19 protein-coding genes are annotated in these 24,298 nt (G+C 61.3%); 14 read left to right on the forward strand and 5 right to left on the reverse strand.

Going from position 1 to position 24,298, the window contains the following annotated elements:
- Positions 1-49: 49 nt before the first annotated feature.
- From PQR54_RS29280 to cuyB, 3 genes are all read left to right on the forward strand, one after another.
- On the forward strand, positions 50-964 hold the full coding sequence (locus tag PQR54_RS29280) for a LysR substrate-binding domain-containing protein (protein ID WP_408251857.1): 915 nt from the start codon (positions 50-52) through the stop codon (positions 962-964).
- A 181-nt stretch (positions 965-1,145) separates the two neighbouring features.
- The gene (locus tag PQR54_RS29285) at positions 1,146-2,453 is read left to right on the forward strand and encodes a dicarboxylate/amino acid:cation symporter (protein WP_408251859.1); all 1,308 of its coding nucleotides are present in this window, start codon (positions 1,146-1,148) and stop codon (positions 2,451-2,453) included.
- The gene (gene cuyB, locus PQR54_RS29290) at positions 2,450-3,943 is read left to right on the forward strand and encodes a cysteate racemase (RefSeq protein ID WP_408251861.1); all 1,494 of its coding nucleotides are present in this window, start codon (positions 2,450-2,452) and stop codon (positions 3,941-3,943) included. The genes PQR54_RS29285 and cuyB overlap by 4 nt, the downstream gene beginning before the upstream one ends.
- Here cuyB and PQR54_RS29295 read toward each other — a convergent pair.
- Positions 3,918-4,502 (reverse strand): hypothetical protein, encoded by a 585-nt coding sequence (locus PQR54_RS29295; protein ID WP_408251863.1) that lies wholly within the window; start codon positions 4,500-4,502, stop codon positions 3,918-3,920. The genes cuyB and PQR54_RS29295 overlap by 26 nt on opposite strands.
- Before the next feature lie 338 nt (positions 4,503-4,840).
- Positions 4,841-5,230 (reverse strand): hypothetical protein, encoded by a 390-nt coding sequence (locus tag PQR54_RS29300; protein WP_408251865.1) that lies wholly within the window; start codon positions 5,228-5,230, stop codon positions 4,841-4,843.
- Positions 5,231-5,694: 464 nt separating this feature from the next.
- Between PQR54_RS29300 and oxlT the strand changes: the two genes are divergently transcribed.
- The 9 genes from oxlT to PQR54_RS29345 all read left to right on the forward strand — a co-directional run bounded on the left by oxlT (position 5,695) and on the right by PQR54_RS29345 (position 16,939).
- Positions 5,695-7,026 carry an oxalate/formate MFS antiporter gene (gene oxlT, locus PQR54_RS29305; protein ID WP_408251867.1) on the forward strand — a complete coding sequence of 444 codons (1,332 nt, stop codon included), beginning with the start codon at positions 5,695-5,697 and terminating at the stop codon, positions 7,024-7,026.
- A gap of 63 nt (positions 7,027-7,089) precedes the next feature.
- Positions 7,090-8,832, forward strand: a complete 1,743-nt coding sequence (gene oxc, locus PQR54_RS29310) for an oxalyl-CoA decarboxylase (protein WP_408251869.1) — start codon at positions 7,090-7,092, stop codon at positions 8,830-8,832.
- A 24-nt stretch (positions 8,833-8,856) separates the two neighbouring features.
- Positions 8,857-10,107 carry a formyl-CoA transferase gene (frc, locus tag PQR54_RS29315; RefSeq protein ID WP_408251870.1) on the forward strand — a complete coding sequence of 417 codons (1,251 nt, stop codon included), beginning with the start codon at positions 8,857-8,859 and terminating at the stop codon, positions 10,105-10,107.
- A 104-nt stretch (positions 10,108-10,211) separates the two neighbouring features.
- Entirely contained in the window at positions 10,212-10,643 is a 432-nt protein-coding gene (locus PQR54_RS29320) for a PAS domain-containing protein (RefSeq protein ID WP_408251872.1), read from the forward strand.
- Positions 10,644-10,722: 79 nt separating this feature from the next.
- The gene (locus tag PQR54_RS29325; protein ID WP_408251874.1) at positions 10,723-11,649 is read left to right on the forward strand and encodes a LysR family transcriptional regulator; all 927 of its coding nucleotides are present in this window, start codon (positions 10,723-10,725) and stop codon (positions 11,647-11,649) included.
- 357 nt (positions 11,650-12,006) lie between these two features.
- A complete protein-coding gene (locus PQR54_RS29330; RefSeq protein ID WP_408251876.1) occupies positions 12,007-13,224 on the forward strand; it encodes a YbfB/YjiJ family MFS transporter in 1,218 nt (405 codons plus the stop codon).
- Positions 13,225-13,273: 49 nt separating this feature from the next.
- Positions 13,274-14,377, forward strand: a complete 1,104-nt coding sequence (locus tag PQR54_RS29335) for an NAD(P)H-dependent flavin oxidoreductase (protein ID WP_408251878.1) — start codon at positions 13,274-13,276, stop codon at positions 14,375-14,377.
- Entirely contained in the window at positions 14,374-15,645 is a 1,272-nt protein-coding gene (locus PQR54_RS29340; protein ID WP_408251880.1) for an MFS transporter, read from the forward strand. Before PQR54_RS29335 ends, PQR54_RS29340 begins: the two co-directional genes overlap by 4 nt.
- Positions 15,646-15,976: 331 nt before the next feature.
- Positions 15,977-16,939 (forward strand): CHAD domain-containing protein, encoded by a 963-nt coding sequence (locus tag PQR54_RS29345; protein WP_408251882.1) that lies wholly within the window; start codon positions 15,977-15,979, stop codon positions 16,937-16,939.
- A 34-nt stretch (positions 16,940-16,973) separates the two neighbouring features.
- Here PQR54_RS29345 and PQR54_RS29350 read toward each other — a convergent pair whose 3' ends face one another.
- On the reverse strand, positions 16,974-18,011 hold the full coding sequence (locus PQR54_RS29350) for a transporter (RefSeq protein ID WP_408251884.1): 1,038 nt from the start codon (positions 18,009-18,011) through the stop codon (positions 16,974-16,976).
- Between the two features lie 307 nt (positions 18,012-18,318).
- Between PQR54_RS29350 and pstS the strand changes: the two genes are divergently transcribed.
- Entirely contained in the window at positions 18,319-19,344 is a 1,026-nt protein-coding gene (pstS, locus tag PQR54_RS29355) for a phosphate ABC transporter substrate-binding protein PstS (RefSeq protein WP_408251886.1), read from the forward strand.
- A 71-nt stretch (positions 19,345-19,415) separates the two neighbouring features.
- On the opposite strand, the gene PQR54_RS29360 is transcribed toward pstS, so the two are convergent.
- Positions 19,416-22,265, reverse strand: a complete 2,850-nt coding sequence (locus PQR54_RS29360; RefSeq protein WP_408251888.1) for a DNA-binding protein — start codon at positions 22,263-22,265, stop codon at positions 19,416-19,418.
- Between the two features lie 351 nt (positions 22,266-22,616).
- Here PQR54_RS29360 and PQR54_RS29365 point away from each other — a divergent pair, with 351 nt between their 5' ends.
- Entirely contained in the window at positions 22,617-23,273 is a 657-nt protein-coding gene (locus tag PQR54_RS29365) for an arylsulfatase (RefSeq protein WP_408251889.1), read from the forward strand.
- A gap of 132 nt (positions 23,274-23,405) precedes the next feature.
- Here PQR54_RS29365 and PQR54_RS29370 read toward each other — a convergent pair whose 3' ends face one another.
- Positions 23,406-23,855 carry a hypothetical protein gene (locus tag PQR54_RS29370; protein ID WP_408251891.1) on the reverse strand — a complete coding sequence of 150 codons (450 nt, stop codon included), beginning with the start codon at positions 23,853-23,855 and terminating at the stop codon, positions 23,406-23,408.
- Positions 23,856-24,298: the final 443 nt, after the last annotated feature.

Below are 24,298 nucleotides of genomic sequence, written 5' to 3' on the forward strand. Positions count from 1 at the left end.
CACTCACTTCGAAACACGCGCTCCCTACTACACGCAAAACGGCTCCGACATGGAAATCAAGTGGATCGAAGACTTCATCGCACTCTCCCAGTATCAAAGCTTCTCGCGCGCGGCGGAGTTTCGGAATGTCACCCAGTCAGGGTTCAGCAGGCGCATTCAATCGCTTGAGCAGTGGGTGGGCGCGGACCTGATCGACCGCAGCAGTTTCCCGCCGACGCTGACGCCTGCCGGACAACTGTTTCGTGAGGCCGCAGTCGACATACTGGGAAAACTGTTCGATACACGGGCCATCATTCGCATCGATCAACGCATGGCGGGCAAAGGCTTGCAGATTGCAGCGGGCCATACGATCGCGCTGAGTTTCCTGCCGGCCTGGTTGAAGGCGCTCACGGCACGTTTCGGCGAGATCCGCGCCCGAGTGATACCCACTAATGTCCACGACTCCATTCTGATGCTCGTGAACGGCAACTGCGAACTGATGTTTGCCTACCATCACCCGGAGCTTCCGCTGCACCTCGACCCGGTCAGGTACGAGCATCTCACCGTGGGAGTCGATGTACTGCTGCCCGTTTGCCGACCCTATCCACGTGGCGCGCCTATTTTCCGGCTGCCGGGAACCGCGGCCCGTCCATTGCCGTTGATTTCGTATACAGAAACCAGTTATTTCGGCCGCTGCCTTGCCCTGCTTTTGAGCCGGATCGACACGACGCCGGCTTTGCGGCCGCACTACGAGTCCGATATGGCCGAGGTTCTCAAGAAACTGGTCCTGGAGGGCGAAGGCGTCGCATGGCTTCCAAAAAGCTCGATCGTCGCCGAACTCGATGCGGGCGAGTTGGTCCTCGCGGGCGGCGACACATGGAGTCTTGAAGTCGAACTTCGCGCCTACCGGGATGCGTCGAATCGCGATGAGTTTCTCGACATGCTCTGGCGCCACCTTCGCGCTGCGTCGCCGGCGGCCGATTAGGGGTTAACCCGCCTTATGCGAGTTTCGCATATCCCCATGCCAGACCCGCATCGAGTGTTTTTTGTCCATCTCTAACATCCGTCCATACACAGAAACGTCGCGTCGCTAACGGCGTTTTTGCCTTCTGCCAGCGTACCGCGGTCACGTCAGACCCTCGTGCGCCTTCCTCGGACTGATGGAAATGAAAAACCGTCTTACTTTCTATATTGTGGTCGGCATGGCGCTCGGCGTGATCGTCGGCTATGTGTGTCATCGCAGCGCTACGGGCGCTGCCGAAGCGAAGACCATTGCGGGTTACTTCTCGATCATTACCGACATTTTCTTGCGGCTTGTGAAGATGATCATCGCACCGCTTGTCTTCGCCACGCTGGTGTCCGGGCTCGCCGGCATGGACGGCACGAGCGATGTGCGCAGGATCGGGTTCAGGTCGGTGGGATGGTTCGTATGCGCGTCGCTTTTCTCGCTCGCGCTCGGCCTTGCCCTTGCGAACGCGCTGCAACCCGGCGCGGGGCTGCATATGACGCAGACCAGTTCCGATGTGGCCACGGGCCTGAACACCGCGGGCCTGAATTTCAAGGACTTCGTCACGCATGCGTTTCCCTCCAGCATCATCGATGCGATGGCGCGAAACGACATCCTGCAGATCCTTGTCTTTTCCGTCCTGTTCGGCGTCGTTCTAAGCGCCATCAAAAAAGATCCGCGTGTCACACCGTTGATCGCCGGCATCGATGCGCTCGTACCGGCCATGCTGAAGCTGACCGACTATGTGATGCGGCTCGCGCCCATCGGCGTTTTCGGCGCTCTTGCGTCAGCGATTACCGTGAACGGCCTGGATGTGCTGACCACGTATGGCAAGCTCGTCGGCAGTTTCTATCTCGGTCTTGTCACGCTGTGGATCGTCCTCATCCTCGTCGGCCATGTCTTTCTGGGCAAGTCGATCTGGAGGTTGTTGAAAGCGATCCGGGAACCCGCCATGCTCGCCTTCTCGACCGCGAGTAGTGAGGCTGCTTATCCCCGTCTGACTGAGAAGCTGGAAGCGTTCGGCATCGACAAGAAAGTCGTCGGCTTTACGCTGCCGCTCGGCTATGCGTTCAATCTCGACGGCTCGATGATGTATCAGGCGTTTGCCGCGATCTTCATTGCGCAGGCATTCGGTATCGACATGCCGCTCAGCGCGCAAATCATGATGTTGCTGGTCCTGATGTTGAGCAGCAAGGGAATGGCGGGCGTCGCAAGAGGTTCCGTGGTGGTGGTCGCCGCTGTTGCGCCGATGTTTCATCTGCCTCCGTCCGGCGTAGTACTGATCCTCGCCATCGATCAGATTCTCGATATGGGGCGGACCGCTACGAATGTGATTGGCAATAGCATCGCGACGGCCGTTATTGCGAAGTGGGAAGCGAAGCGTGCCGTCGAACCTATCGACGGCGCCGACAGCCTTGCTTTGGGCCGATTGCAAGAATTGCCGGAATTGCAAGGCGAAACGAAATGATCAGCGCAAGCGTGCTGAGCGGGAAAAAGTTCGGCGTGGTGGGCGGCCTGGGTTCACTGGCGAGCGCCGACGTCTTTTTCAAGCTCGTCAAATCGACGCCCGCGTCGAGCGATGCGGAACACGTCGACGTCATCTTCGAGCAGCATCCCTTTCGCGGCGTGGTCGCCGGTAGCGAAGCAACGACTCGGCGGAAACTGTACATCTTCGACATGATCAGCAGTTTCGAGAAGCGAGGCGTGACGACCGTCGTACTCCCGTGCTTTCTCAGCCATACGTTCATCGATGAGTTGAAGGCTAACTCGCCGCTGCAGATTGTCGATATGGTCGAAGCCGTGCGCAGCCATGTGCGTAGAAAATTTCCGACGGCGCGGCGAATCGGCGTGCTGACCTCGGACTTCACCCGTCGAAAAGGCTTGTTCGAAAAGTACTTCGCGACACCGGAATTCGAAGTCATTCATCCCCGCCCACGCGAGGACATCGACCTCGTCACCGAAGCGGTCTACGGCGCGAACGGCGTCAAGAGCGGCAACCTGTCCGGCCGGCCCGTCGCGCTTCTGCGCGAGGCGTGCGAGGACCTGATCGCGCAAGGCGCCGATATCATTGTGCCGGGCCTGACCGAAATCGCACTCGTGGCCGAGGAAATGGGCACTTTCAGGGTACCGCTGATCGACTCGAATCTTGCATATGCGAAGTACGTGATAGCGGGCGATTACGGTTCACCTGAATCGATCTTCAAGGTAGGTGTGGTGGGTGGCGTTGGTCCCGCGGCGACGGTGGATTTCATGCAGAAGATCGTACGCAACACGCCGGCAAATCGCGACCAGGACCACATCAGGCTTCTGATTGAACAGAACCCCCAGATTCCCGATCGCACGGAAAACCTGATCGGTGACGGCCCCGATCCGACTATTTCGCTTTACGCGACCTGCAAGAAGCTCGAGTCGGGCGATGCCGATCTCATCGCTATTCCGTGCAACACCGCGCATGCATTTGTCGAACGCATTCAGCCGTATCTGAGCATACCGATCGTCAATATGCTGACGGTGACGGTCCGTCATCTTCGAGAGAGGTTTCCGGTGCTTCGCTCAGTCGGCGTGCTGGCCACTTCGGGGACGATCACAAGCGGCGTCTACGAGAAAGCACTGCGATCAGAGGGATTGCGGCAAATCGTGCCGCGCCCGGAATTGCAGGCGCGGGTAATGGAAGCAATCTACGGCAAGGAAGGCGTGAAAGCGGGATTCACCACCGGGCAGTGTTTGAACGATATCTCCGCTGCCATTGATGGACTCGTTGCAGAAGGTGTCGAAGTCATCATCCTGGGATGCACCGAGTTGCCGCTTCTATTGCCGAAGAAGAGCTTCGTCGGCACAACCGGCACGCGCGTCAGCCTGGTCGATCCGACCGATGTCCTTGCACGGCAATGCGTGGCTCTGGCGACGGCGTCCGCTCTACCCGCTCCGGTCGTTAACGCGCCCGGTCGATCGCGCTGACGGCCAACTCCCGCGCAAGGTCCGCGTACAGTTCGGCCCACTTGCCTATCAAGCTGGGATCATCGGTCAGGAAAAGCGGGTGTTCGGCCCAGGCACTCACATCCGCACCTTTCCAGGCCATTTCGAATATCCGCAACTCCTCATCCTCGCTGACGCCCACGTCGACCAGTTCGCCGAACGAGGCCAGGTTGGAGAGAGACACATTTTCGGCCGCGATGCCGTGGATAGCGGCCAGCGCGCCGGTAGCCCGCTTTCGCGCGTCGTCGCGGCTGCCGGCAAACAGAAACACGATGCTTTCGCCGTGCGCGTTGTTCGCCACCGCCCGATACAGAGAAGTTTTGCAGCGATGACTCAGTTGCGTGCCCATGGTTGCCCCCGGTTCCGAAAACTGTTCGTCGTTTTGCTCCGCCGCCTGAGGTACGCTGATTTGCGTCTCCAGGCGCTGCTGCCGGACGCGGTATCTGTCGCTGCTCCAGTACAGGTAAATACCGCACACGACCAGGCAGGCCAGCGCGAGAATCCCGACGCCTCCCAGTATCGCAAGATCCGCATGCGCCATTTCGGGCCTCCTCTAGTCTCGCGCGTGTCACGCCCGCATTTGCGGGATCTTGCCGCACGCTATCTATCAGAATACGGCGGCCCCGCTCGACTTTTTAAACCGTCCCGCGCATGAACCGGACGCGGGCGGCGAAGAATCGGTCTGCTCGCATCGCCAGCGTGGCCATGATCTTGCGAGCGCAGGGACGATGCTTCGAGTATCTGATGGGAGTGGCTAATGATCAACAGAGCACACCTCTCTATTGACCAATCGATCGCGCTATAGGACGCTATGAGGCTTATGCCAATGCGCCGGACGGCTGTCACGTCGCGCGCCGTCTTCCGAAACTCCCCCCGCCTCTACACCCCTGCCAGCGCCGGCAGTTCCACCTCGTACGAAACGCGTTCGCGCCAGCTGCCCATCTCCGGCTGATGAGCCACACGACTCTGACGCGGTGCGCTTTCGACGCGTCCCGGCAGCGGCGCCGGGTAACGCGCACGCTTCTTCTCAAGAATCGCTTCGCTCAAAAACTCTGCGCTATACGCTTTCAACAAATGCGCATGATGTGCTTCGATGTACGCGGCGATCTGCGCCTGTTCACCGTCGATCGTGGCCAGCAACGTCAGCGTCTGCGCATCCCAACGAAAGCGCAGGCCGAGTTCATCGAAAGCGGCGTTATAGGCGCACAGTTGCGCCTGGATTTCAGCATGGTGCGCGCTGTCGCCAGCGTCGAATTGCGAGGGGTTCATGGTCGTCTCCATCAGGCAGGTGGCATGGACGAACAGTAGAAGACCCCATGAATAAACAACAGTTAAAGTTTTTTCGAAAAACGATAGTGCTTTGTTTATATATTGGTTTACCCCAAGTAGCCCTAGCTTCGAGATCTGCCCACCTTGGGCAGCGAGCCATCGCCGTCAATCGAGCCACTGCCAAGGGCGACAGCGCATCCATTAGGAATGCCGAATGCAAACCATAAAATGTTTTAACTTTTCCTTATTGCTGTTCTCGCGCAGCATCCACTCAGACGCGCTGCACGACCCATTGCCTCTCACTCGCCGGTTTTGCGCTCGACGGGTAAGGGTTTTCGTTAGTGCAGCTCCCTCTGGCCGACCATTGGCGCCTCGCTGCCGCAAATAAAACGGCGATGAAGCGGTTCGATCACGTAAGTCCAACGCGCCGTTTGAGCGCGACGGAATATACAGGAGACGGAGACATGGGACATTCCAGTGCATCGGAAAGAGGCCGCACCGCATTCACGCATCACCGCTGGGTGCAACTCGCAATCGGCATTGTGTGTATGGGGCTCGTCGCGAATCTGCAATATGCGTGGACGCTGTTCGTCGTACCGATGGACAACGCACACCATTGGGGACAAGCGGCGATCCAGACAGCGTTCACGATCTTCATCGTCACCGAAACCTGGCTCGTGCCTGTCGAAGGCTGGCTCGTCGATAAGTTCGGGCCGCGTCCAGTCGTGATCGGCGGATCGCTGTGCGCGGCGCTCGGCTGGATCATCGACGCCCATGCGAACAGTCTCGCCGAACTGTACGCCGCGGCGGTCATCGCCGGGATCGGCGCGGGCTGCGTATACGGCACCTGTGTGGGCACGGCGCTTAAATGGTTTCCGGATAAACGCGGTCTCGCGGCCGGTTTGACCGCGGCAGGTTTTGGCGCCGGCGCGGCCGTCACCGTGATTCCGATCGCCAACATGATCCAGCATTCGGGCTACCAGCACACCTTCATGTTCTTCGGCATTTTCCAGGGCGTCTGCATTCTGCTGCTCGCCACCATGCTGATCCGGCCGAAGCCACCGGCAACCGCCGTCGCCGCTAAACGCATCGTCGCTAGCAAGATCGACTACACCCCTGGCGAAATGATCCGTTCGCCGCTCTTCTGGGTGCTGTATCTGATGTTCGTGTTCGTTGCAGCCGGCGGCATCATCGCGACCGCGCAGCTCGGGCCGATTGCGAAGGAATTCGGCTTCGCCAAGCTGCCCGTGAATCTGATGGGCATCACGCTGCCGCTCCTCACGATGACACTGTCCATCGACAACCTGTGCAACGGTTTTACCCGTCCCTTGTGCGGCTTTCTGTCGGATCGCATCGGCCGGGAAAACACGATGTTCATGATCTTTCTCGGCGAAGGCGTCGCGCTGCTGGGACTCATGCAGTTCGGCCATAACCCGTACGCCTTCATGTTCTTCGCGGCCGCCGTGTTCCTGTGCTGGGGCGAGATCTTCTCGATCTTCCCGGCGACCTGCGCGGACACGTTCGGCAGCAAATACGCCGCCGCCAACGCGGGAACGCTGTACACCGCGAAGGGCACGGCGTCGATGCTGGTGCCGCTGGCATCGGTGCTGTCGGCGAACGGCGGATGGAGCACGGTGTTTATCTCCGCCGCCGTGGTGTCGATCGCGGCAGCCGTGTCCGCGAAATTCATCCTCGCCCCCATGAGAAAGCGCTGGATCGAAAACTCAGGCGCGCCGGCCAGCGTCGTCATCGCCGAAGCACGGCTGCAGCCGTCGTCCGGCGGTTCGCCTGATTGACTGACCACGTGAGCGCGCCGCTCGCGACATACCACACACGCCCCGCCACCAAGGAGAGATGTCATGGCAGAAGCCGACCAGCCCACAACAGACAACACGTCGACACAACAGGCGACCGAGACGACCGACGGATTCCACCTCGTCATCGACGCGCTGAAACTGAACGACATCAACACCATCTTTGGCCTGGTCGGCATCCCGATCACCGACCTGGCGCGTCTTGCCCAGGCGGAAGGCATGCGTTTCATCGGCTTTCGGCATGAGCAGCACGCGGGCAATGCAGCGGCCGTTTCCGGTTACATGACAAAGAAACCCGGCATTTGCCTGACGGTGTCGGCGCCGGGCTTTCTGAACGGACTGACCGCACTCGCCAACGCGACCACCAACTGCTTCCCGATGATCCTGATCAGCGGCTCAAGCGAGCGCGAAATCGTCGATCTGCAGCAAGGCGATTACGAAGAGATGGATCAGTTGAATGCAGCCAAGCCGTACGCGAAGGCCGCTTATCGCGTGCTGCATGCGGAAGATATCGGCATCGGCGTGGCGCGCGCGATCCGGGCCGCGGTGTCGGGCCGCCCTGGCGGTGTGTATCTCGACTTGCCCGCCAAGCTGCTCGCGCAAACCATGGACGCCGTGAAAGCGCAGCAATCGCTGGTGCGCGTGATCGACGCCGCGCCTCGTCAATTGCCCGCGCCGGAATCGGTCAAGCGCGCGATCGATGTTCTGAAGAGCGCCAAGCGTCCGCTGATCCTGCTCGGCAAAGGCGCGGCATACGCGCAGGCCGACGCGGAGATTCGCGGATTCGTCGAACAAAGCGGCATTCCGTATCTGCCGATGTCGATGGCCAAGGGCCTGCTGCCCGATACACACGAGCAATCAGCGTCGGCGGCGCGTTCGTTCGTGCTGCAGGAAGCCGACGTCGTCGTGCTGATCGGCGCGCGTCTGAACTGGTTGCTCTCGCATGGCAAGGGCAAAACGTGGGGCGCCGAGCCGAAGAAGTTCGTCCAGATCGACATCTCGCCGACGGAAATCGACAGCAACGTCGCAATTGCCGCGCCGGTGATCGGCGATATCGGTTCGTGCGTGGCGGCGCTGCGCGAAGGCCTCGATGCGAGCTACAAAAAGCCGAGCACCGAGTGGACCGGCGCGATCGCCGAACGCAAGAACAAGAACCTCGCCAAGATGGCCGCGACGCTCGACAAGAATCCGTCGCCGATGAATTTCCACAGCGCGTTGCGCGCGATCCGCGACGTGCTGAAAACACGGCCGGACATCAACGTCGTCAACGAAGGCGCGAACACGCTCGACTACGCTCGCAGCATCATCGACATGTACGAGCCGCGCAAACGCTTCGATTCGGGCACGTGGGGAATCATGGGCATCGGCATGGGCTTCGCGATCGGCGCGGCAGTGACGAGCGGCAAACCGGTCGTCGCGATCGAGGGCGACAGCGCGTTCGGCTTCAGCGGCATGGAACTCGAAACGATCTGCCGTTACGACTTGCCGGTTTGCACCATCGTCTTCAACAACAACGGCGTGTATCGCGGCACCGATGTGAACCCGACCGGCGGCAAAGACGTCGCGCCGACCGTGTTCGTGAAGAACGCGCGTTACGACAAGATGATCGAGGCATTCGGCGGCATCGGCTATCACGCGACCACGCCGGAAGAACTGACGAAGGCGCTGCTCGAATCGATCGCCTCGGGCAAACCGAGTCTGATCAACGCCGTCATCGACGAAGCGGCCGGCACCGAAAGCGGCCGTCTGACCAATCTGAATCCGCAAAGCGCGGCAATGAAAAAGTAGTCTGGGCAACCACGGAGATTCAACATGACCAAACCTCTCGAAGGCATCAGGATCATCGACTTCACCCACGTTCAGGCGGGCCCGGCATGCACGCAGTTGCTCGCGTGGTTCGGCGCGGACGTCATCAAGGTTGAACGACCGGGTTCCGGCGACGTGACGCGCAATCAGTTACGCGATATCCCTGACGCCGACGCGCTGTACTTCACGATGCTCAACAGCAACAAGAAGTCGCTCACACTGGACACGAAAAAACCCGAAGGCAAGGAGGTGCTCGAAAAGCTGATCCGCGAATCGGACGTGCTGGTCGAGAATTTCGGCCCCGGCGCGTTGGACCGGATGGGCTTTTCGTGGGAACGTCTGAACGAACTCAATCCGAAGATGATCGTCGCTTCGGTGAAGGGCTTCAGCGACGGCCACCACTACGACGACCTGAAGGTCTACGAAAACGTCGCGCAATGCGCGGGCGGCGCCGCCTCCACTACCGGCTTCTGGGACGGGCCGCCGACCATCAGCGCGGCGGCGCTCGGCGACAGCAACACCGGCATGCATCTGGCCATCGGCATTCTGACCGCACTGCTGGGACGCGACAAAACCGGCAAAGGCCAGAAGGTCGCAGTGTCGATGCAGGACAGCGTGCTGAACCTGTGTCGCGTGAAACTGCGAGATCAGCAACGGCTGGAACGCGTCGGTTACCTGGAAGAATATCCGCAGTATCCGCACGGCGAATTCAGCGATGTCGTGCCGCGTGGCGGCAATGCGGGCGGCGGCGGCCAGCCGGGTTGGGTGCTCAAATGCAAGGGCTGGGAATCGGATCCGAACGCGTACATCTACTTCACGATTCAGGGTCACGCGTGGGAGCCGATCTGCAAGGCGCTCGGCAAGCCCGAGTGGATCGACGACCCGGCCTACAAGACGGCGGAAGCACGTCAACCGCATATCTTCGAGATCTTCAAAACGATTGAAGATTGGCTCGCCGACAAGACCAAGTTCGAAGCGGTCGACATCTTGCGCAAGTTCGACATTCCGTGCGCGCCGGTGCTGACCATGAAAGAACTGGCCAACGATCCATCGCTGCGCGCGAGCGGCACGATTGTCGAAGTGCCGCACAAGAAGCGCGGCTCGTATCTGACCGTCGGCAGCCCGATCAAGTTTTCGGATCTGAAGCCGGAAGTCACTGCCTCGCCGCTGCTAGGCGAACACACCGAAGAAGTGCTCGCAAGCCTCGGCTACAGCAAGCAGGACATCTTCAACCTGCGCGAAGTGAAAGCGGTTTAAGTGGTGCTACGCAAGGCCGGGTATCAGCCCGGCCTTGCCGATGCGGCGTCCCTGGCGGCGCCGTATTCTATTGAACATTCGTGTTCTCAGATCGAGGGGGAGCCATGCAAAACGCCATCGACTTCCAGCAACTTGCCAACGCAATCGGCGACGCGATCATCATTTCCGACGCCCGGGGCAGCATCACATTCTGGAACCCCGCGGCTGAACGCATGTTCGGTTTCACGCAAAGCGAGGCGCTCGGCAATTCGCTGGACCTGATCATCCCGGAGCGTCTGCGCGGCCGGCACTGGGACGGCTATCACAAGACCATGGCAACGGGCGAAACCCGCTATGGGAACGACGTGCTGCGTGTACCGGCCGTGCACAAGGACGGACGGTCGCTATCGATCGCCTTTACGGTCGCGTTGCTGCATTCGCCACAAAAGGAACTCACCGGCATCGTCGCCGTGATCCGCGACGAAACCAGCCGCTTCCAGGAAGATCGACTGCTGCGCAAGCGGCTTGCGGAACTGGAGGCATCTGCAGGCGCTTGAGCGCCCTTGCTCCACTCCCTTCGGTCCATCGCTGTAGACTCTGCCAGATCGCGTTTTCAATCACACCGGATCAGGCAACATGGACCGCATCGACGCAATGAAGGTGTTCGTCGCCACGCTCGACGAAGGCAGCCTGGCAGGCGCGAGCCGTCGACTCGGCCGCTCGCCCGCCGCGGTTAGCCGCGCTATTGCGTTTCTCGAGGAACATGTCGGCACGGCCTTGCTGCATCGCACGACGCGCACCATCAAACTGAGCGAAGCCGGCGAACGATACGCCGCCGCCTGCCGCCGCATTCTCACCGATCTCGAAGAGGCCGATCTGCTGATCGCCGGCGAGCGCTCCGCGCCGCGCGGGCTGCTCACGATCACCGCGCCGGTGGCCGCCGGCCAGGACATGCTGCAGCCGATCATCGACGAATTCGTCGACCGCTATCCGGCTGTGTCGGTCCGCCTGAATATGCTCGACCGCCCGGTGAGCCTCATCGACGAAGGGATGGATCTGGCGTTGCGCATCGCTCATCTGCCCGATTCGACGCTGGTGGCGATTCCGGTCGGTGAAGTGCGGCGGGTCGTTGCCGCGTCGCCTCGTTACCTGGCGAAGCACCCTCCCATCACCGAACCTGCCGATCTGGCCCAGCATCAGATCATCTCCATGACTCACTTCGGCCTGGATTCGTGGAGCTTTCCGCCGCCGAACGGTTCGACGATTCCGCGCGTCGTGCAGTTCACGCCTCGCTTCATCGTCAACAGTATTCAGGCGGCCGTGGCCTCGGCGGTCGCGGGACACGGCGTCACTCGCATGTTTTCCTACCACGTCGCCGAACAGGTCAAGGAAGGCACGCTGAAGATCGTCCTGAGCGACAACGAACCCGCACCGCTACCGGTCCACCTGCTGACGCCGCACGGGCGCCTCGCCGTGCCCAAGGTGCGCGCGTTCGTCGATTTCGCGGCGCCGCGTCTGCGCAAGCATTTCATCCAATCCCAGCGGATTACCACCAGAAATTGAACCGTTTCGCGGAAGAATGTCTACCGAGTCGCGTGGATTCTCTCTTCAATCGGTTCAATCTAGACTTACCTCCATCGAGATCACCTGGCGCAAGCCGTCGGCCACTCCGGCAATTCGCCGACGTGACCGACGACGCCACGCTCCACTCGAATCGGCAATCTTCGTAACGGGCCCACATCCCGCACGTGAACGGCGGCCACAACAGCGGCGCTCCAAGTGTCGTTTGTCACACTGCGAAGCATTGCGGATTCGGTTTGCAATCCTCATCAGAGGCATTGCGAGCGGTGATCTTCGTACCTTTCGTGTCGAGCCCGCCAGCAAAACGAGTCGGCGCGTAACCGAACAGTGGAGGCAGCGATGCAACGTGCAGTCGTCAACGAACCGATCCCGCCGGCATTCAATGTGTGGCGCGGCGCGCTGGCAGGCGCCAGCGCGAGCCTCGTCGGCATCGGCCTCGCGCGCTTCGCCTATACGCCGTTGTTGCCGGCGATCGTCAGCGCGCACTGGTTCCCGGCGTCGACCGCCGCGTATCTCGGCGCGGCCAACCTCGGCGGCTATCTGGCGGGCGCGCTCGCAGGCGGTTGGCTGGCACGGCGTTTCGATGCCACGTCCGTGTTGCGCGCGATGATGCTGCTCGCGACCGTCGCGTTCGTCGCGTGCGCCTTTCCGGTTTCGTTTCTCTGGTTCTTCATCTGGCGCTTCGCGTCGGGCCTGGCCGGCGGCGCGCTCATGGTGCTGGCCGCGCCGACTGTCCTCGCGCATGTGATTCCGTCACGCAGGGGCTTTGCGAGCGGCGCGATCTTCAGCGGTATCGGTCTCGGCATCGTGGCATCCGGGACGATCGTGCCGATCCTGCTGCGCCAGGGCCTGATGCAAACGTGGCTGGGACTGGCCGCGATCTCCCTCGCGCTGACGGCCGTCGCGTGGAACGGATGGCCTGGCCGAGGCGAATCCGCCGCGCAGCACACGACGCATCACACACGGCATGGCCAGACTTATCCGGCTGCGTCGCTGCGCGCGCTCTACACCGAATATGCGTTGAACGCAGTCGGCCTCGTTCCGCACATGATCTTTCTCGTCGATTTCGTGGCGCGCGGCCTCGGCAAAGGTCTCGATGCCGGGGCGCAGTACTGGGTGCTGTTTGGACTCGGCGCGATTGTGGGCCCGCTGCTGACGGGTCATCTGGCTGACCGCGCCGGCTTCGGTCCGGCATTGCGCGCGGCCTATGTCCTGCAGATCGTCGCGGTCGCGTTGCCTGCTGTCGTGCGCGGGCCTGCGGCATTGATCGTGTCGAGCGTCGTAGTCGGCGCATTCGTGCCGGGCATCGTGGCGCTCGTGCTCGGCAGGATTAATGAATTGCTTGCGCATCATCCGGCTGCCCAGAAAAGCGCGTGGAGCGCGGCAACCACCAGTTTCGCCGTCTTGCAGGCGGTCGCGGCATACGGTTTGTCGTTTCTGTTTGCGCACGACGGCGGCAATTACACGACGCTGTTCGTGATCGGCGCAGCGTCTTTGGCGCTTGCCCTCGCGGTGGATCTGTTCGCGGCGCTTCGCTTCGGTTCGAAGCAAGCCTAGCCACTCCACTGCGGGCGACTCCACCCATTACTCGAACTGTGAGAACCCCATGACCTCCAATACCCGCTTTCTGCAAGCACTTGGCGTGCAGCACCCCATCATTCAGGCGCCGATGGCCGGCATCTCGACGCCCGCCCTCGGCGCCGCGGTTTCCAATGCCGGCGCGCTCGGCTCGATCGCCGTGGGTGCGAGCACCGCGCAGCAGGCGCGCGAGTTGATCGTTGCGACACGCGCGCTCACCAGCAAGCCGTTCAACGTCAACGTGTTCTGCCATCGCCCGGCGTACAGCGATCCGCTTCGCGAAGCGACCTGGCTCGCGCATCTGCAGCCGCTGTTCGCCGAGTTCGGCGCTAGAACGCCGGTGGCGCTCAAGGAGATTTATACGAGCTTCGTGGTCGACGAGGCACTGCTGCAAGTGTTGATCGAAGAGCGTCCCGCCGTCGTCAGTTTTCATTTCGGGCTGCCATCGCGCGAATGGATCAATGAACTGCATCGCGCCGGCATTCTGCTGTTCGGATGCGCGACCACGCCGCACGAAGCCTTGCAAATCGAGCAGGCGGGACTCGATGCGATCGTCGCGCAAGGTGCCGAAGCAGGCGGTCACCGCGGCGTCTTCAATCCAGACGACGACGCGATGATCGGCACCCTTGCGCTGGTCCGGCTGATCGCCAGACAGTCGGCGCTGCCGGTCATCGCCGCGGGCGGCATCATGGACGGTCAAAGCATTGCCGGCGCATTGCTCCTCGGAGCCAGCGCAGTGCAGATGGGCACCGCGTTCGTGCTGTGTCCGGAATCGGGCGCGGACGCCGCCTACCGCAACGCATTGACCACCCAACGCGCGTACCGGACGGCCGTGACGGCCGCGATCTCCGGCCGCCCTGCGCGCGGTTTGAGCAACCGGCTGTATATCGACGTAGACTCGCCGAACGCGCCGCCGCTGCCCGACTATCCGATTGCATACGACGCCGCCAAGGCGCTGAACGCCGCGGCCCGTGCCAAGGGCAACACCGACTTTGCCGTCCAGTGGGCCGGCCAGGGCGCACCGCTCGCGAGAGCGTTGCCTGCGGCGCAATTAGTTGCCACATTGATGAGCGAACTTGCCGAAGCAGAGGGTCAGTCACGCTCGCATTCGTTTGCCGAGAAGACGATATGAACACCCACTCGCAAGTTTCCGTGCCGTCCGGTCAGCCAACGCACGGCCTCGACTATTCCGCGCGACATGAACGTTACTGGCGCCGCAATCTGGCCGTGTGCGTATTCGGCTCGTTCACTACGCTCGTCAGCCTGAGCATGCTGCTGCCGTTCTTACCCATCTACGTCCAGCAACTCGGTGTGCAGTCGCAGTCCGCCGTGATCCAGTGGTCGGGAATCGCGTTCGGCGCGACGTTTCTCGGCACGGCCGTCACGGCGCCCGTGTGGGGACGCCTTGCCGATCGTTATGGCCGCAAGCCGATGCTGGTGCGCGCGGCCGTCGGCATGGCCGTGGTGATGTCGCTGATCGGCATTGCGCACAACGTGCATCAACTCGTCGCCCTGCGTTTGCTCGCGGGTCTCGTGGGCGGCTACTCGTCGGCATCGACGGTGATGGTCGGCACACAGGCGCCGAAGGAACGCGCGGGCTGGGCGCTCGGCGTGCTGTCGACGGGCGCGCTGGCCGGCAACCTGATCGGGCCGCTCGTCGGCGGTTTCTTGCCGGGCTGGCTCGGCATTCGCGGCACGTTCTTCGCCGGCGGCGCGATGATCGCGGTCGCCGCGCTGCTCACGATTTTCGTCGTCAAGGAAGATTTCGACCCGGCCACGCATTCCAGCCGGCGTCCCGCTGAACACGCGCCGGCGAGCACGCATCGCAACAACTACCCGGTGATCGCCGCGTTGCTCGTCACAGCGATGATGGTGCTGCTCGCCAACATGTCGATCGAGCCGGTCATCACCGTCTATGTGGGCAGTCTCGGCGTGCCGTCGCTGCATCTGGCGCGCGTAGCGGGCATCGTGATGGCCTGTTCGGCTTTCGGCAGCATGCTGACGGCCGCGCGCCTCGGCGCGCTGGCCGATCGGATCGGCAGTTGGAACGTGATCGTCGCTTGCCTGGTGCTGACCGGGCTGGTGATGATTCCGCAAGCGTTCGTTCACGCGTGGTGGCAACTGGCGGGATTACGCGCGCTGATGGGCATGACGCTGGCCGGTCTCCTGCCTGCGATTGCGAAACTCGCCCGGCATGCGGTGGAAGAGCACAAGACTGGTCAGATGCTCGGCTATTTGCAGTCGGCGCAATTCAGCGGACAGGTTGTGGGTCCGATTATCGGCGGCGTGATTGCTGTCCATCTCGGGCTGCACTCGGTGTTCTTCGTCACCGGCTCGTTGCTGGTGGCGTGTGCCGCGCTTGCGCAGTGGGCGCGGACTCGTCAGAGTCTCGCTGTTTGATCGGCGAGACTGCCGGCGGCGGCGGAATATAGTCCGGGTCCTCCGCGGCCTGGTTGCCGTTCGTCAGCGCCCAGTCGAAATTGAATCGCTCTATCAACACGGCACGGAAGTGATTCACCATTCGATTCGCCATACTGAACAGCATGAGATCTTCTCCGAGCGAAAGTATGTTGAATGGTCGAGTGGCGTTCGTTTCACGCACAGCGCTGGCATGGCCCTCAAGATTTTTACGTTGTAGGATGGATAGCGCAGTTTGCTAAGCGACCCGATACGCGTCACCTTACGTTCACCTCACTTCCGTCCGCTTTTGGGACTCATGCAACTCGAGCCGATGAACTCCACACCTGATACGCGTGATCCCGCATCTGCACCTGCACCTGCACAGGAGCGCAACGCAGACAATCCCGGCAAACGAGGCGGCACGATTGCGCCGGACATGTCGCCGGCAGTGGCTTTTTCGACGCTGGCCACGCCAATGGCCGCGCAAGTGGCGCAACGCATCGGCAGCTTGTGCGTGAGCGCGGATGCGGAAAGTCCGCACAAACTGCGTGTCGTGCTGCGGCGCTTGCGTTCGCTGTGGTGGGCTTACGATCCGCTTATCGACAGATCGCAGGCAAGATGGCAGCGGCGCGAATTCAAGGCGCTCGCTGATTCCGCCGGTCAGACGCGTGACTGGGATATCCTGAAACACTTACTGGCGGAAGACGTATCGACAGCGCATTCTTTTGCGGCGCTCCTCGAACGTCTCGATCTATTGCGTGGCAATGCGCTGTTGCGCAGTCGCGCAACGATCGCCGACTCAAACGCCGAAGCCATGCTCACACAGCGGATAGCGAGTGTGATTCATCAACTCGACGCATGCTCGTTCGACGAACCACTCGCGGTATTCGCCACGAACCGTATTGCAACGGCGAAGCAGTCGCTGCGAAAACGGTTGAAGCGCGCGCTGGGAAATCCGCACACCGGCTACGCCGAACTTCACGACGTCCGCATCGCGGGCAAGAAAGTGCGCTATCTGCTGGAGTTTTTCGCGCCGCTACTCGATAGCGGCAATGAGATCAGCGTCGTGGAACTCACGCAATTGCAGGACGAACTGGGCAAGCTCAACGATATCGTTTCGAGCGAAGCGCTACTCCTCGCGCATGCGGATCGGCTGGGTGAGCCAGGCGTAGTAGACGACGCAATCGCGTATCTCAGGCATCGCAAAGGCCAGCATATGCAGCGAGCGGATGCCGAGCTACGCGCACTCAGCGACCGGCTTGCCCTTGCGCGTCGCGGCGCCGGCATGAACTGACGCTCACCGCCGCCGAACCCGGACGCAACAGCCCTTATCGCTCCTTGCGCCGGCGAAATGCCCACCATCCCGCGAGCCCGGTAAAGCCGGCGACGAGTAACACCATCACCCAGAAGCCGTGCCGGTTTTCCGCGAGCGGAATACCGCCGACATTCATGCCGAAAAAGCCCGCGACGATATTGATCGGCATCGCCAAAACCGTCACCAGCGTAAGCGTAAACAGCGTGCGGTTGTTCTGCTCTTCGAGGCGGGAGATGATTTCCTCCTGCAGCAGCCTGACCCGTTCGATCAGCCCGGCCACATCGGAGAGAACCACGGAAAACTCTTCCGTCGACTCGCGCAGATCCTGTACGTCCTCCGCATGAAGCCAGCGCGGCGGCCTGGCCAGCAGGCGGAAGATCGCGCCGGGTTCTGGCGCCAGCATGCGCTGTAAGCGCGTCAGCATACGACGCATCGCGCCCAGGTCGATCCGGTTCTGCGTGGGCCGCTGCGATAGAAACCTGTCCTCGATCCGGTCGACGTCGGCGCTGGTTCGCCGGACGATCTGCACCAACAGGTCAGCCTGATCATGCATCAGGTGAACCAGCAATTCCGCTGGGGACCTGAACACCTCACCCTCCCGAACTGAAGCGCGCAATCGGTCCACAGAGCGCAGTGGCTTGAGACGCGCGGTCACGATGATCCGCTGATTCGCGTAGATCCACAGCGTCGCAATCTCGGAGGGAGTGAACTCGAGATTGAACATGACGTCGTTCACGACCGCGCGTAGTGCGCCGTCCGCATGTTCGATACGGGTAGAGTGCGAGCCTTCGCGCAATGCATCGAAAAACGTCTCGGGCAAATCGAGCTGGCTTCTCATCCAACGCTCGCTGGCGCTATGCGCCAGATTGAAGTGAAGCCAGAGAAACTCGCTGCCTTCCTTCGCTGGGCCGTTGGCGTCGTGGGCCTGCAGCCATTCGGCGACTTCGTCGGCGTCGACAGAGCGGCCGGCGCGATTTGAAGTAAAGAGAAAGCCGCAGACCATGCCGGACGAGTCCGCGCCGTAGGTTTGCAGTAGCAGATCAGATTTCATAGGTCATTCAGCGTTTGCTTCCCATGCGGGATTGGCCTATCCAGCAATCTGGCGGCCGGAATCAGAACCGTGGCAGTCGCCACACGACTCCAACCTGGAGCTGCACAGATTGAACCGGAATCAAAGGCCTGAGCATATCGCGGCCGATCAAAAGAAGGTTAACCCGCTAGTTTTCACGACGTCGACTTGGCGAATGCTTAAGGTTAGGCAAGCGGATCAATTAATTTGAGCAGTCACAAGAACGTCATATTTCACCCTTAAGTTGCAGCCCATCGAAGGCGACTGCGTCGCCATGAGGAGTCTCACCATGAATCTCAAGCAACTTACGCTGGTTGTGTGTGCGCTGTGTGCCAGCGCCGCACACGCCGCCGACATCACCGGTGCGGGCAGCACCTTCGCCGCGCCGATCTATACGAAATGGGCCGACGCCTACCAAAAGAGCGGCGGTGGCAAGGTCAACTATCAGGGCATCGGTTCGTCGGGCGGCATCAAGCAGATCATTGCGAAGACCGTGGATTTCGCCGGCTCGGACGCCCCGCTCAAAGACGACGAACTGGCCAAAGACGGCTTGTTCCAGTTCCCGACGGTTGTCGGCGGCGTGGTGCCGGCAATCAACGTGCCGGGTGTGAAGGCCGGCGAACTGGTGCTGTCGGGCGAAGTGCTCGGCGGTATCTATCTGGGCAAGATCAAGAAGTGGAACGATCCGGCGATCGTCGCGCTGAACCCGAAAATCAAGCTGCCGGATACCGATATCGCCGTGGTTCGCCGTGCCGATGGCTCGGGCACGAGCTTTATCTGGACGAACTATTTGTCCAAGGTGAGCCCGGAGTGGAAGTCGAAAGTGGGCGAAGGCGCCACGGTGAACTGGCCGACGGGGACGGGCGGCAAGGGCAACGACGGCGTGGCCGCTTTCGTGCAGCGTCTCCCGGGCGCGATCGGCTACGTCGAGTGGGCGTATGCGAAGCAGAATCACATGACCTATGCGTCGATGAAAAATGCAGCCGGTACTGTGGTCATTCCGGCGACCGACACCTTCAAGGCAGCGGCAGCAGGCGCGGACTGGTCGAAGTCGTTCTATCAGATCCTGACGAACGAGCCGGGCAAGAACGCGTGGCCCGTGGTCGGTGCAACGTTCGTGCTGTTGCACACGACGCAGGACAAAGCTCCGCAAGGCGCAGAAACGCTGAAGTTCTTCGATTGGGCGTTCAAGAACGGCGGCAAGGCGGCGGATGATCTCGACTACATCTCGCTGCCGGAATCCGTGACGGCTGAAATCCGCACGCAGTGGAAACAGAAAGTGAAGGACGCGTCGGGCAAGCCGGTTGCGCCGTAAGCGTCGGGTTCATAGGGCGCGCGTCGCATGCGCGCGCCTTTCTGCATTGCGCGTCTGACCGGTGGCTTGCGTCAGGTCGTGACTTTCGACATTACCGCCGTGGCCGGATCGTAACGGTAGCCTTTCTGCGCGAGTTGGTGCGTCATCGTCGCGGCGATCAGTTTTTGCTGCGCCTCTCTGGAGATCAATTCGTGGTCCGGCTTGAGTCGCTCCAGTTCGGATGAAAGCCGCCTGACGAGCGCCACCTCGCCGGTGCTGCGCGCGTCGATGAACAAGATTTTTTCGCTTGCGAGACCGAGCCGCTGCTTCAGGTCTTTGGCGTGCGCGACCCACTGTTCGGCCGTAGTGCGAAGCTCGCTCATGGCCTTTGCGTGGGCTTTGGCTTGCGTCGACACTTGACGTTGCAATGCCGCGACCTCCTCCGCATTGTCGTTTTCCTCGGCGCGGGCTGCGAGTTGCTGGGCGCGCTGAGCGTGTTGCGCGATGGCCGCGGTTTGCGCCGCGACGCGCTGCTCCAACTCCGCGACATGGCGTTCGGCGGCCTCGGCGCGTTCCCTCACGGCGGATGCATCCTGCGATAGCCGAGCGAGGTTCGCACCGACGAGTGTCTTCGCCTCGGTCACGGCGCTGATCTGCTCCCGCGCCTCCTCCAGTTCATGCGTGACGCGCTGCAACTCGCTGAGTTGAGCCGACGCTTCCTCGGCCCGCACCTGGGCTGCCTCGCGCTCCGCGATAAGCACAGCGCGGGCTTGTTTCAACTCGGCTTCCACTGCGGCGAACTGCGCGTGGTTCTCGCTTACCTGCGCTTCAGCGGCTTTTGCCTGCGATGAAGCCGCGTTCAACTCCGTCAACAACCGTGACGCTTCTTCTTCCTTGGCTTGATAGGCGCTGTTCAACGCTGCGATCTGCTGCTGGGCATGATCGCGTTCCTCGATGGCTCGCGCTATTTCATCGTGCCTCGCTGATAGCTCTGCGGCCAACTCCGCTCGTGCCTTGCGTTCTTCGTCCAGCAAAGCCGTCGCGGCTTGCTGTTCGGCAGCTTGCGACGCTGCGCGCTGCGCGAGTTCTTCCACGCGTGCTTCGGCTGCCTGCGCGCGCGACGTTGCCGCGCTCAACTCGTCGGACAGGCGCGCCGCTTCTTCCGACTTCGCCTGATGGGCGTCGCGCAACGTGGCGAACTGCTGTCGAGTTTGATCGTGTTCCTGCGTGACTCGCGTTACATCGTCGTTCCTGGCAGAGACAACCGCGGTCAACTCTTCGCGTGCTTTGCGCTCTTCTTCCAGCAACGCGTTCGTCGCTGTCAGATTGGCATGATCCGCCGATGCACGCTGTTCGAGTTCTTCTACACGTGCCTCTGCTGCTTGAGCGCGTGACGTCGCGGCGCTCGCTTCCTGCGACCACCGCGTCACTTCATGCGAGCTCGCCTGATACGCGGCTTCCAATGTCGCGAATTGCTGGAGCGCCTGGTCGCGTTCCTGCGTGAGGCGCGTTATTTCGTCGGTCTTGCTGGAGACAGCCGAGGCTAATTCCTGCCGTGCCTTGCGTTCCTCTTCAAGCGACGCATTCGTGGCTTCCAGGCTGGCATCTAGCGACGAAACGCGTTGCGTAAGCTCTGCCACGCGCGCCTCTGCCGTTTGCGCGCGAGACGCAGCAGCACTCGCCTCGAGCGACTTGGCCTCATAGGCGCCGCGCAGCGATGTGATTTCCTCCACCGCAAGATCACGCTCTTGCGCGACGCGCGTCATCTCATCGTTCGTGACCGAGACGATCGACGCCAGTTCTTCGCGTGCCCGGCGTTCCTCTTCGATCGACAACTTCGCAGATTCCAGGTCCTCGACCTGCAACGACACTTGCCGCGCCAGTTCTTCCGCGCGCGCCTCAGCGGCCTGCGCACGCGACGAAGCGGCGCTCGCCTCCTGCGACCGTTGCGTGGCTTCTTGCGACTTCGCCTCATGGGCGTCGCGCAAAGCGGCGATTTCCTGCTGGGCCTGATCGCGTTCCTGCGTGATTCGCGTTACTTCATCGCTCTTGCTTGCGACAACCGTGGCCAACGTTTCGCGTGCCTGGCGTTCCTCTTCAAGCAACGCGTTCGCGGCTTCCAGTTTGGTCTGGTCGTTGGACGCGCGCTGCACGAACTCCTCGATGCGTGCCTCCGCCGCTTCAGCGCGCGACGTAGCCGCGCTTGCCTCTTGCGCGAATCGCGTCGCCTCTTCTGTCTTCGCCTGACAGGCGTCGCTCAGTGTTACGGCTTCGTGCCGCGCCTGATCTCGCTCCTGCGTGATCTGAGCGACTTCATCGGTTTTGCCGGTCAGCGCCGTGGCCAACTCTTCGCGCGCCAAGCGCTCTTCGTCGAGCGAGGCCTTCATGCCTTCCAGTTCGGCGTCTTGCGCGGATGCACGTTGCACCAGTTCGTTGACGTGAGTTTCGGCCGCTTCGGCGCGACCGGCGGCGGTCGCGCGCTCCGCCTCGAGGCGTAGGGCAGCACTTTCCGACGCGCTCAGCGCGTCCGTCAGCGCGCTGAGACGATTGCGCCCCGCTTCCATTTCATCGATGCTCTTTTGATACTCGGCAAGCGCTTCGTCCCGTTCCGCGAGGGCAGCTTCAAGGTCCTGGTTCACCGCGACAAGACGTTGATTGAACGCCTTCTCCGCATCGTGCTGCGACGCCGCCCAGATCCGATCCGCGGCGCTGATGACCGTTTCGGCGAGGCCCTCCGGCAATCCGGGCTGGACCTGTGCTTGCGGTGTGTCGGCCTGCCGCGCCTCGCGCCAGCGTTGCAAGGCTGCGACTATCGCCACCAGCGAACCGCCGCGAACCTCTTTCCAGATTGTCACTGGCGACACTCTTCTGCCCTCTTCGACCATGCGATCGGCGATGGCAGCGATCTGTTCATCGGTGATTGTGTCTGTGTCCGTGGACATATGCGCCTCAAGAATCAATGTAACGGGGCGAAAGGTTAAATTTTATACGTTACTACGTCTGCGGACGTCCGGCGACGTTCGGGATACAAGCTAAATGACAGCTAACAGCACGCGGACCGATGATATTAGGGCTCAACGGTCGTCTCGAATGCGCGGAACAACGGACCATAAGGCCGCTATATCGCCGCGGATCGCTCGCGCGAGGGAGGTACCCGCGATACCGGTACGAGCGCTTGCCTTGTTAGCCCGCACCGACGTTGCAACAATGCAGCGGAACCGATTGGGGCGCCCGCCGGCGTGGCAATACGAAGCGGCATCGACACGACAAACCTGATAACGAGGCACACGGCAATGCGTATTTCGTTTCTGCATACGATGGATGGGAACCGCCAGGTGTTTGAGCAGGCAGCAGAAACGCTTGGACTGCGGGCCGAAGATCTTCACCATGAAGTGAGAGCGGACCTTCGCGAGGCCGTCGACCGAACGGGGGCGTTTTCCGACGAGTTGCGCGCCCAGACAAACCAGCATCTTCTCGCGCTGGCAGCCGATTCCGACGCTGTCATTCTCACTTGCGGCACGCTCGGACCTGCGGTGGCCGATATCAAGAGTCCGCCTGTGCCCATCGTCCGGGCGGATGTCGCCTTGGCTGCGGCGGCAGCAGAAGTGGGCGGGAGAATCGTCGTGTTGTGCGCGGCTGAATCGGCAATCGAGGCGACGAGGAAACTCTTTACGGAGCATGCGAGCAAGCATGCTGCGTCGGTGGAAGTCGTTCACGTCGGCCACGTCTGGGCGCTATTCAAAGCGGGGGACATTCAAGCGTGCCTCGTGGCGGCCGCGTCATCAGCCGATGCGGCGTATGAGGCAGGCGCGACCGTTGTCGCATTCGCTCATCCGTGGATGGCGGCCGCCGCCGGCCTCGTCCAGAAGGGTAGACGGCCGCTCGATAGTCCGAGCGCGGCGCTGCACGCTGCAACACAAGGATTCAGCGAACGCTTGGGGCGCGCCTGACCGGGGATGGCGCCCAAATCAGCGACGACTGGACTGAAGACACCCTGTGTCAAAAAAGGAATCGTGATGCGCGACTCCACGATAACTGCCTGCGACGCCCAACACGTTGAACCTGTCATGCTTCAAATCCGCTCACCATGGCGATCGTTTATCGCTCTGACCGAAGCGCACGACGCGTGACTCGGCTTCGTCCACTGCGAATACCGGCGCTGTTTGCAGCTGCTGCTCGTGCAGATCGAGAAGCCTCGTGATCGGCGCGCAGTCCACTGCCGCGATCCGCCAGATTTCTCGGCTCGCGCTCCGGGCGGCGGCATCCAGAATACGTTCGGCATCGAGATAAAGGTCACGCTCCAGCGCGCCGAACCCGGCCTGTTGAAGATACCAGGCCAGGTAAAGCGCCTTCACCAGGTTTGCCAGTAATTCGCCGTTGCCATTACCCGCCTGAAATGCGGCCAACGCGAGATGCCAGCGCAACGACTGTTCGCGCACGTATGTCGTGGTATGCGGCAAAAGTTTCGCTTTACCCAGCGGCTTTCTGCGCGCCTGATTCCCCGTTGGTCGTTTTTTACGATTCTGAGACATGGATCGTTTATGTTGTCGATGCTGCTTTTAATTCCAGCATCGTAATGCATACGACAATGGAAAATCTATCATCGAGACGATTTGACAGAATTTATTAATATGCCGATCGCATAATAGACTCTGCGATTAATCGAATATTGGGCTGTGGATATCTCGCAAGCACCTGTTTTATTTGAATTTTCCTGATCCAGATAATCGGAATTACTGCACCGACCGGGCGAAGCTGTTATCAAGGCTCGCGGATGGCGGGAGACAACATAACGCGCCGCACAATACCTGAACTAATGCCTTCCTTCCGAACGACGCCAGGATTATCAGGCCCGCGATATAAACGCGACTGGCGGCCCAAATTAATATTGAGGCCGGCAACGACACCATCGGGCCGCCACTCGTCCGCCATGAATCAAGTTTCCGATGAGAAAAGTGCGCGAATGTCGCGCTCG

The organism is Paraburkholderia phytofirmans (assembly GCF_046028095.1).
GTDB lineage: Bacteria > Pseudomonadota > Gammaproteobacteria > Burkholderiales > Burkholderiaceae > Paraburkholderia > Paraburkholderia phytofirmans_A.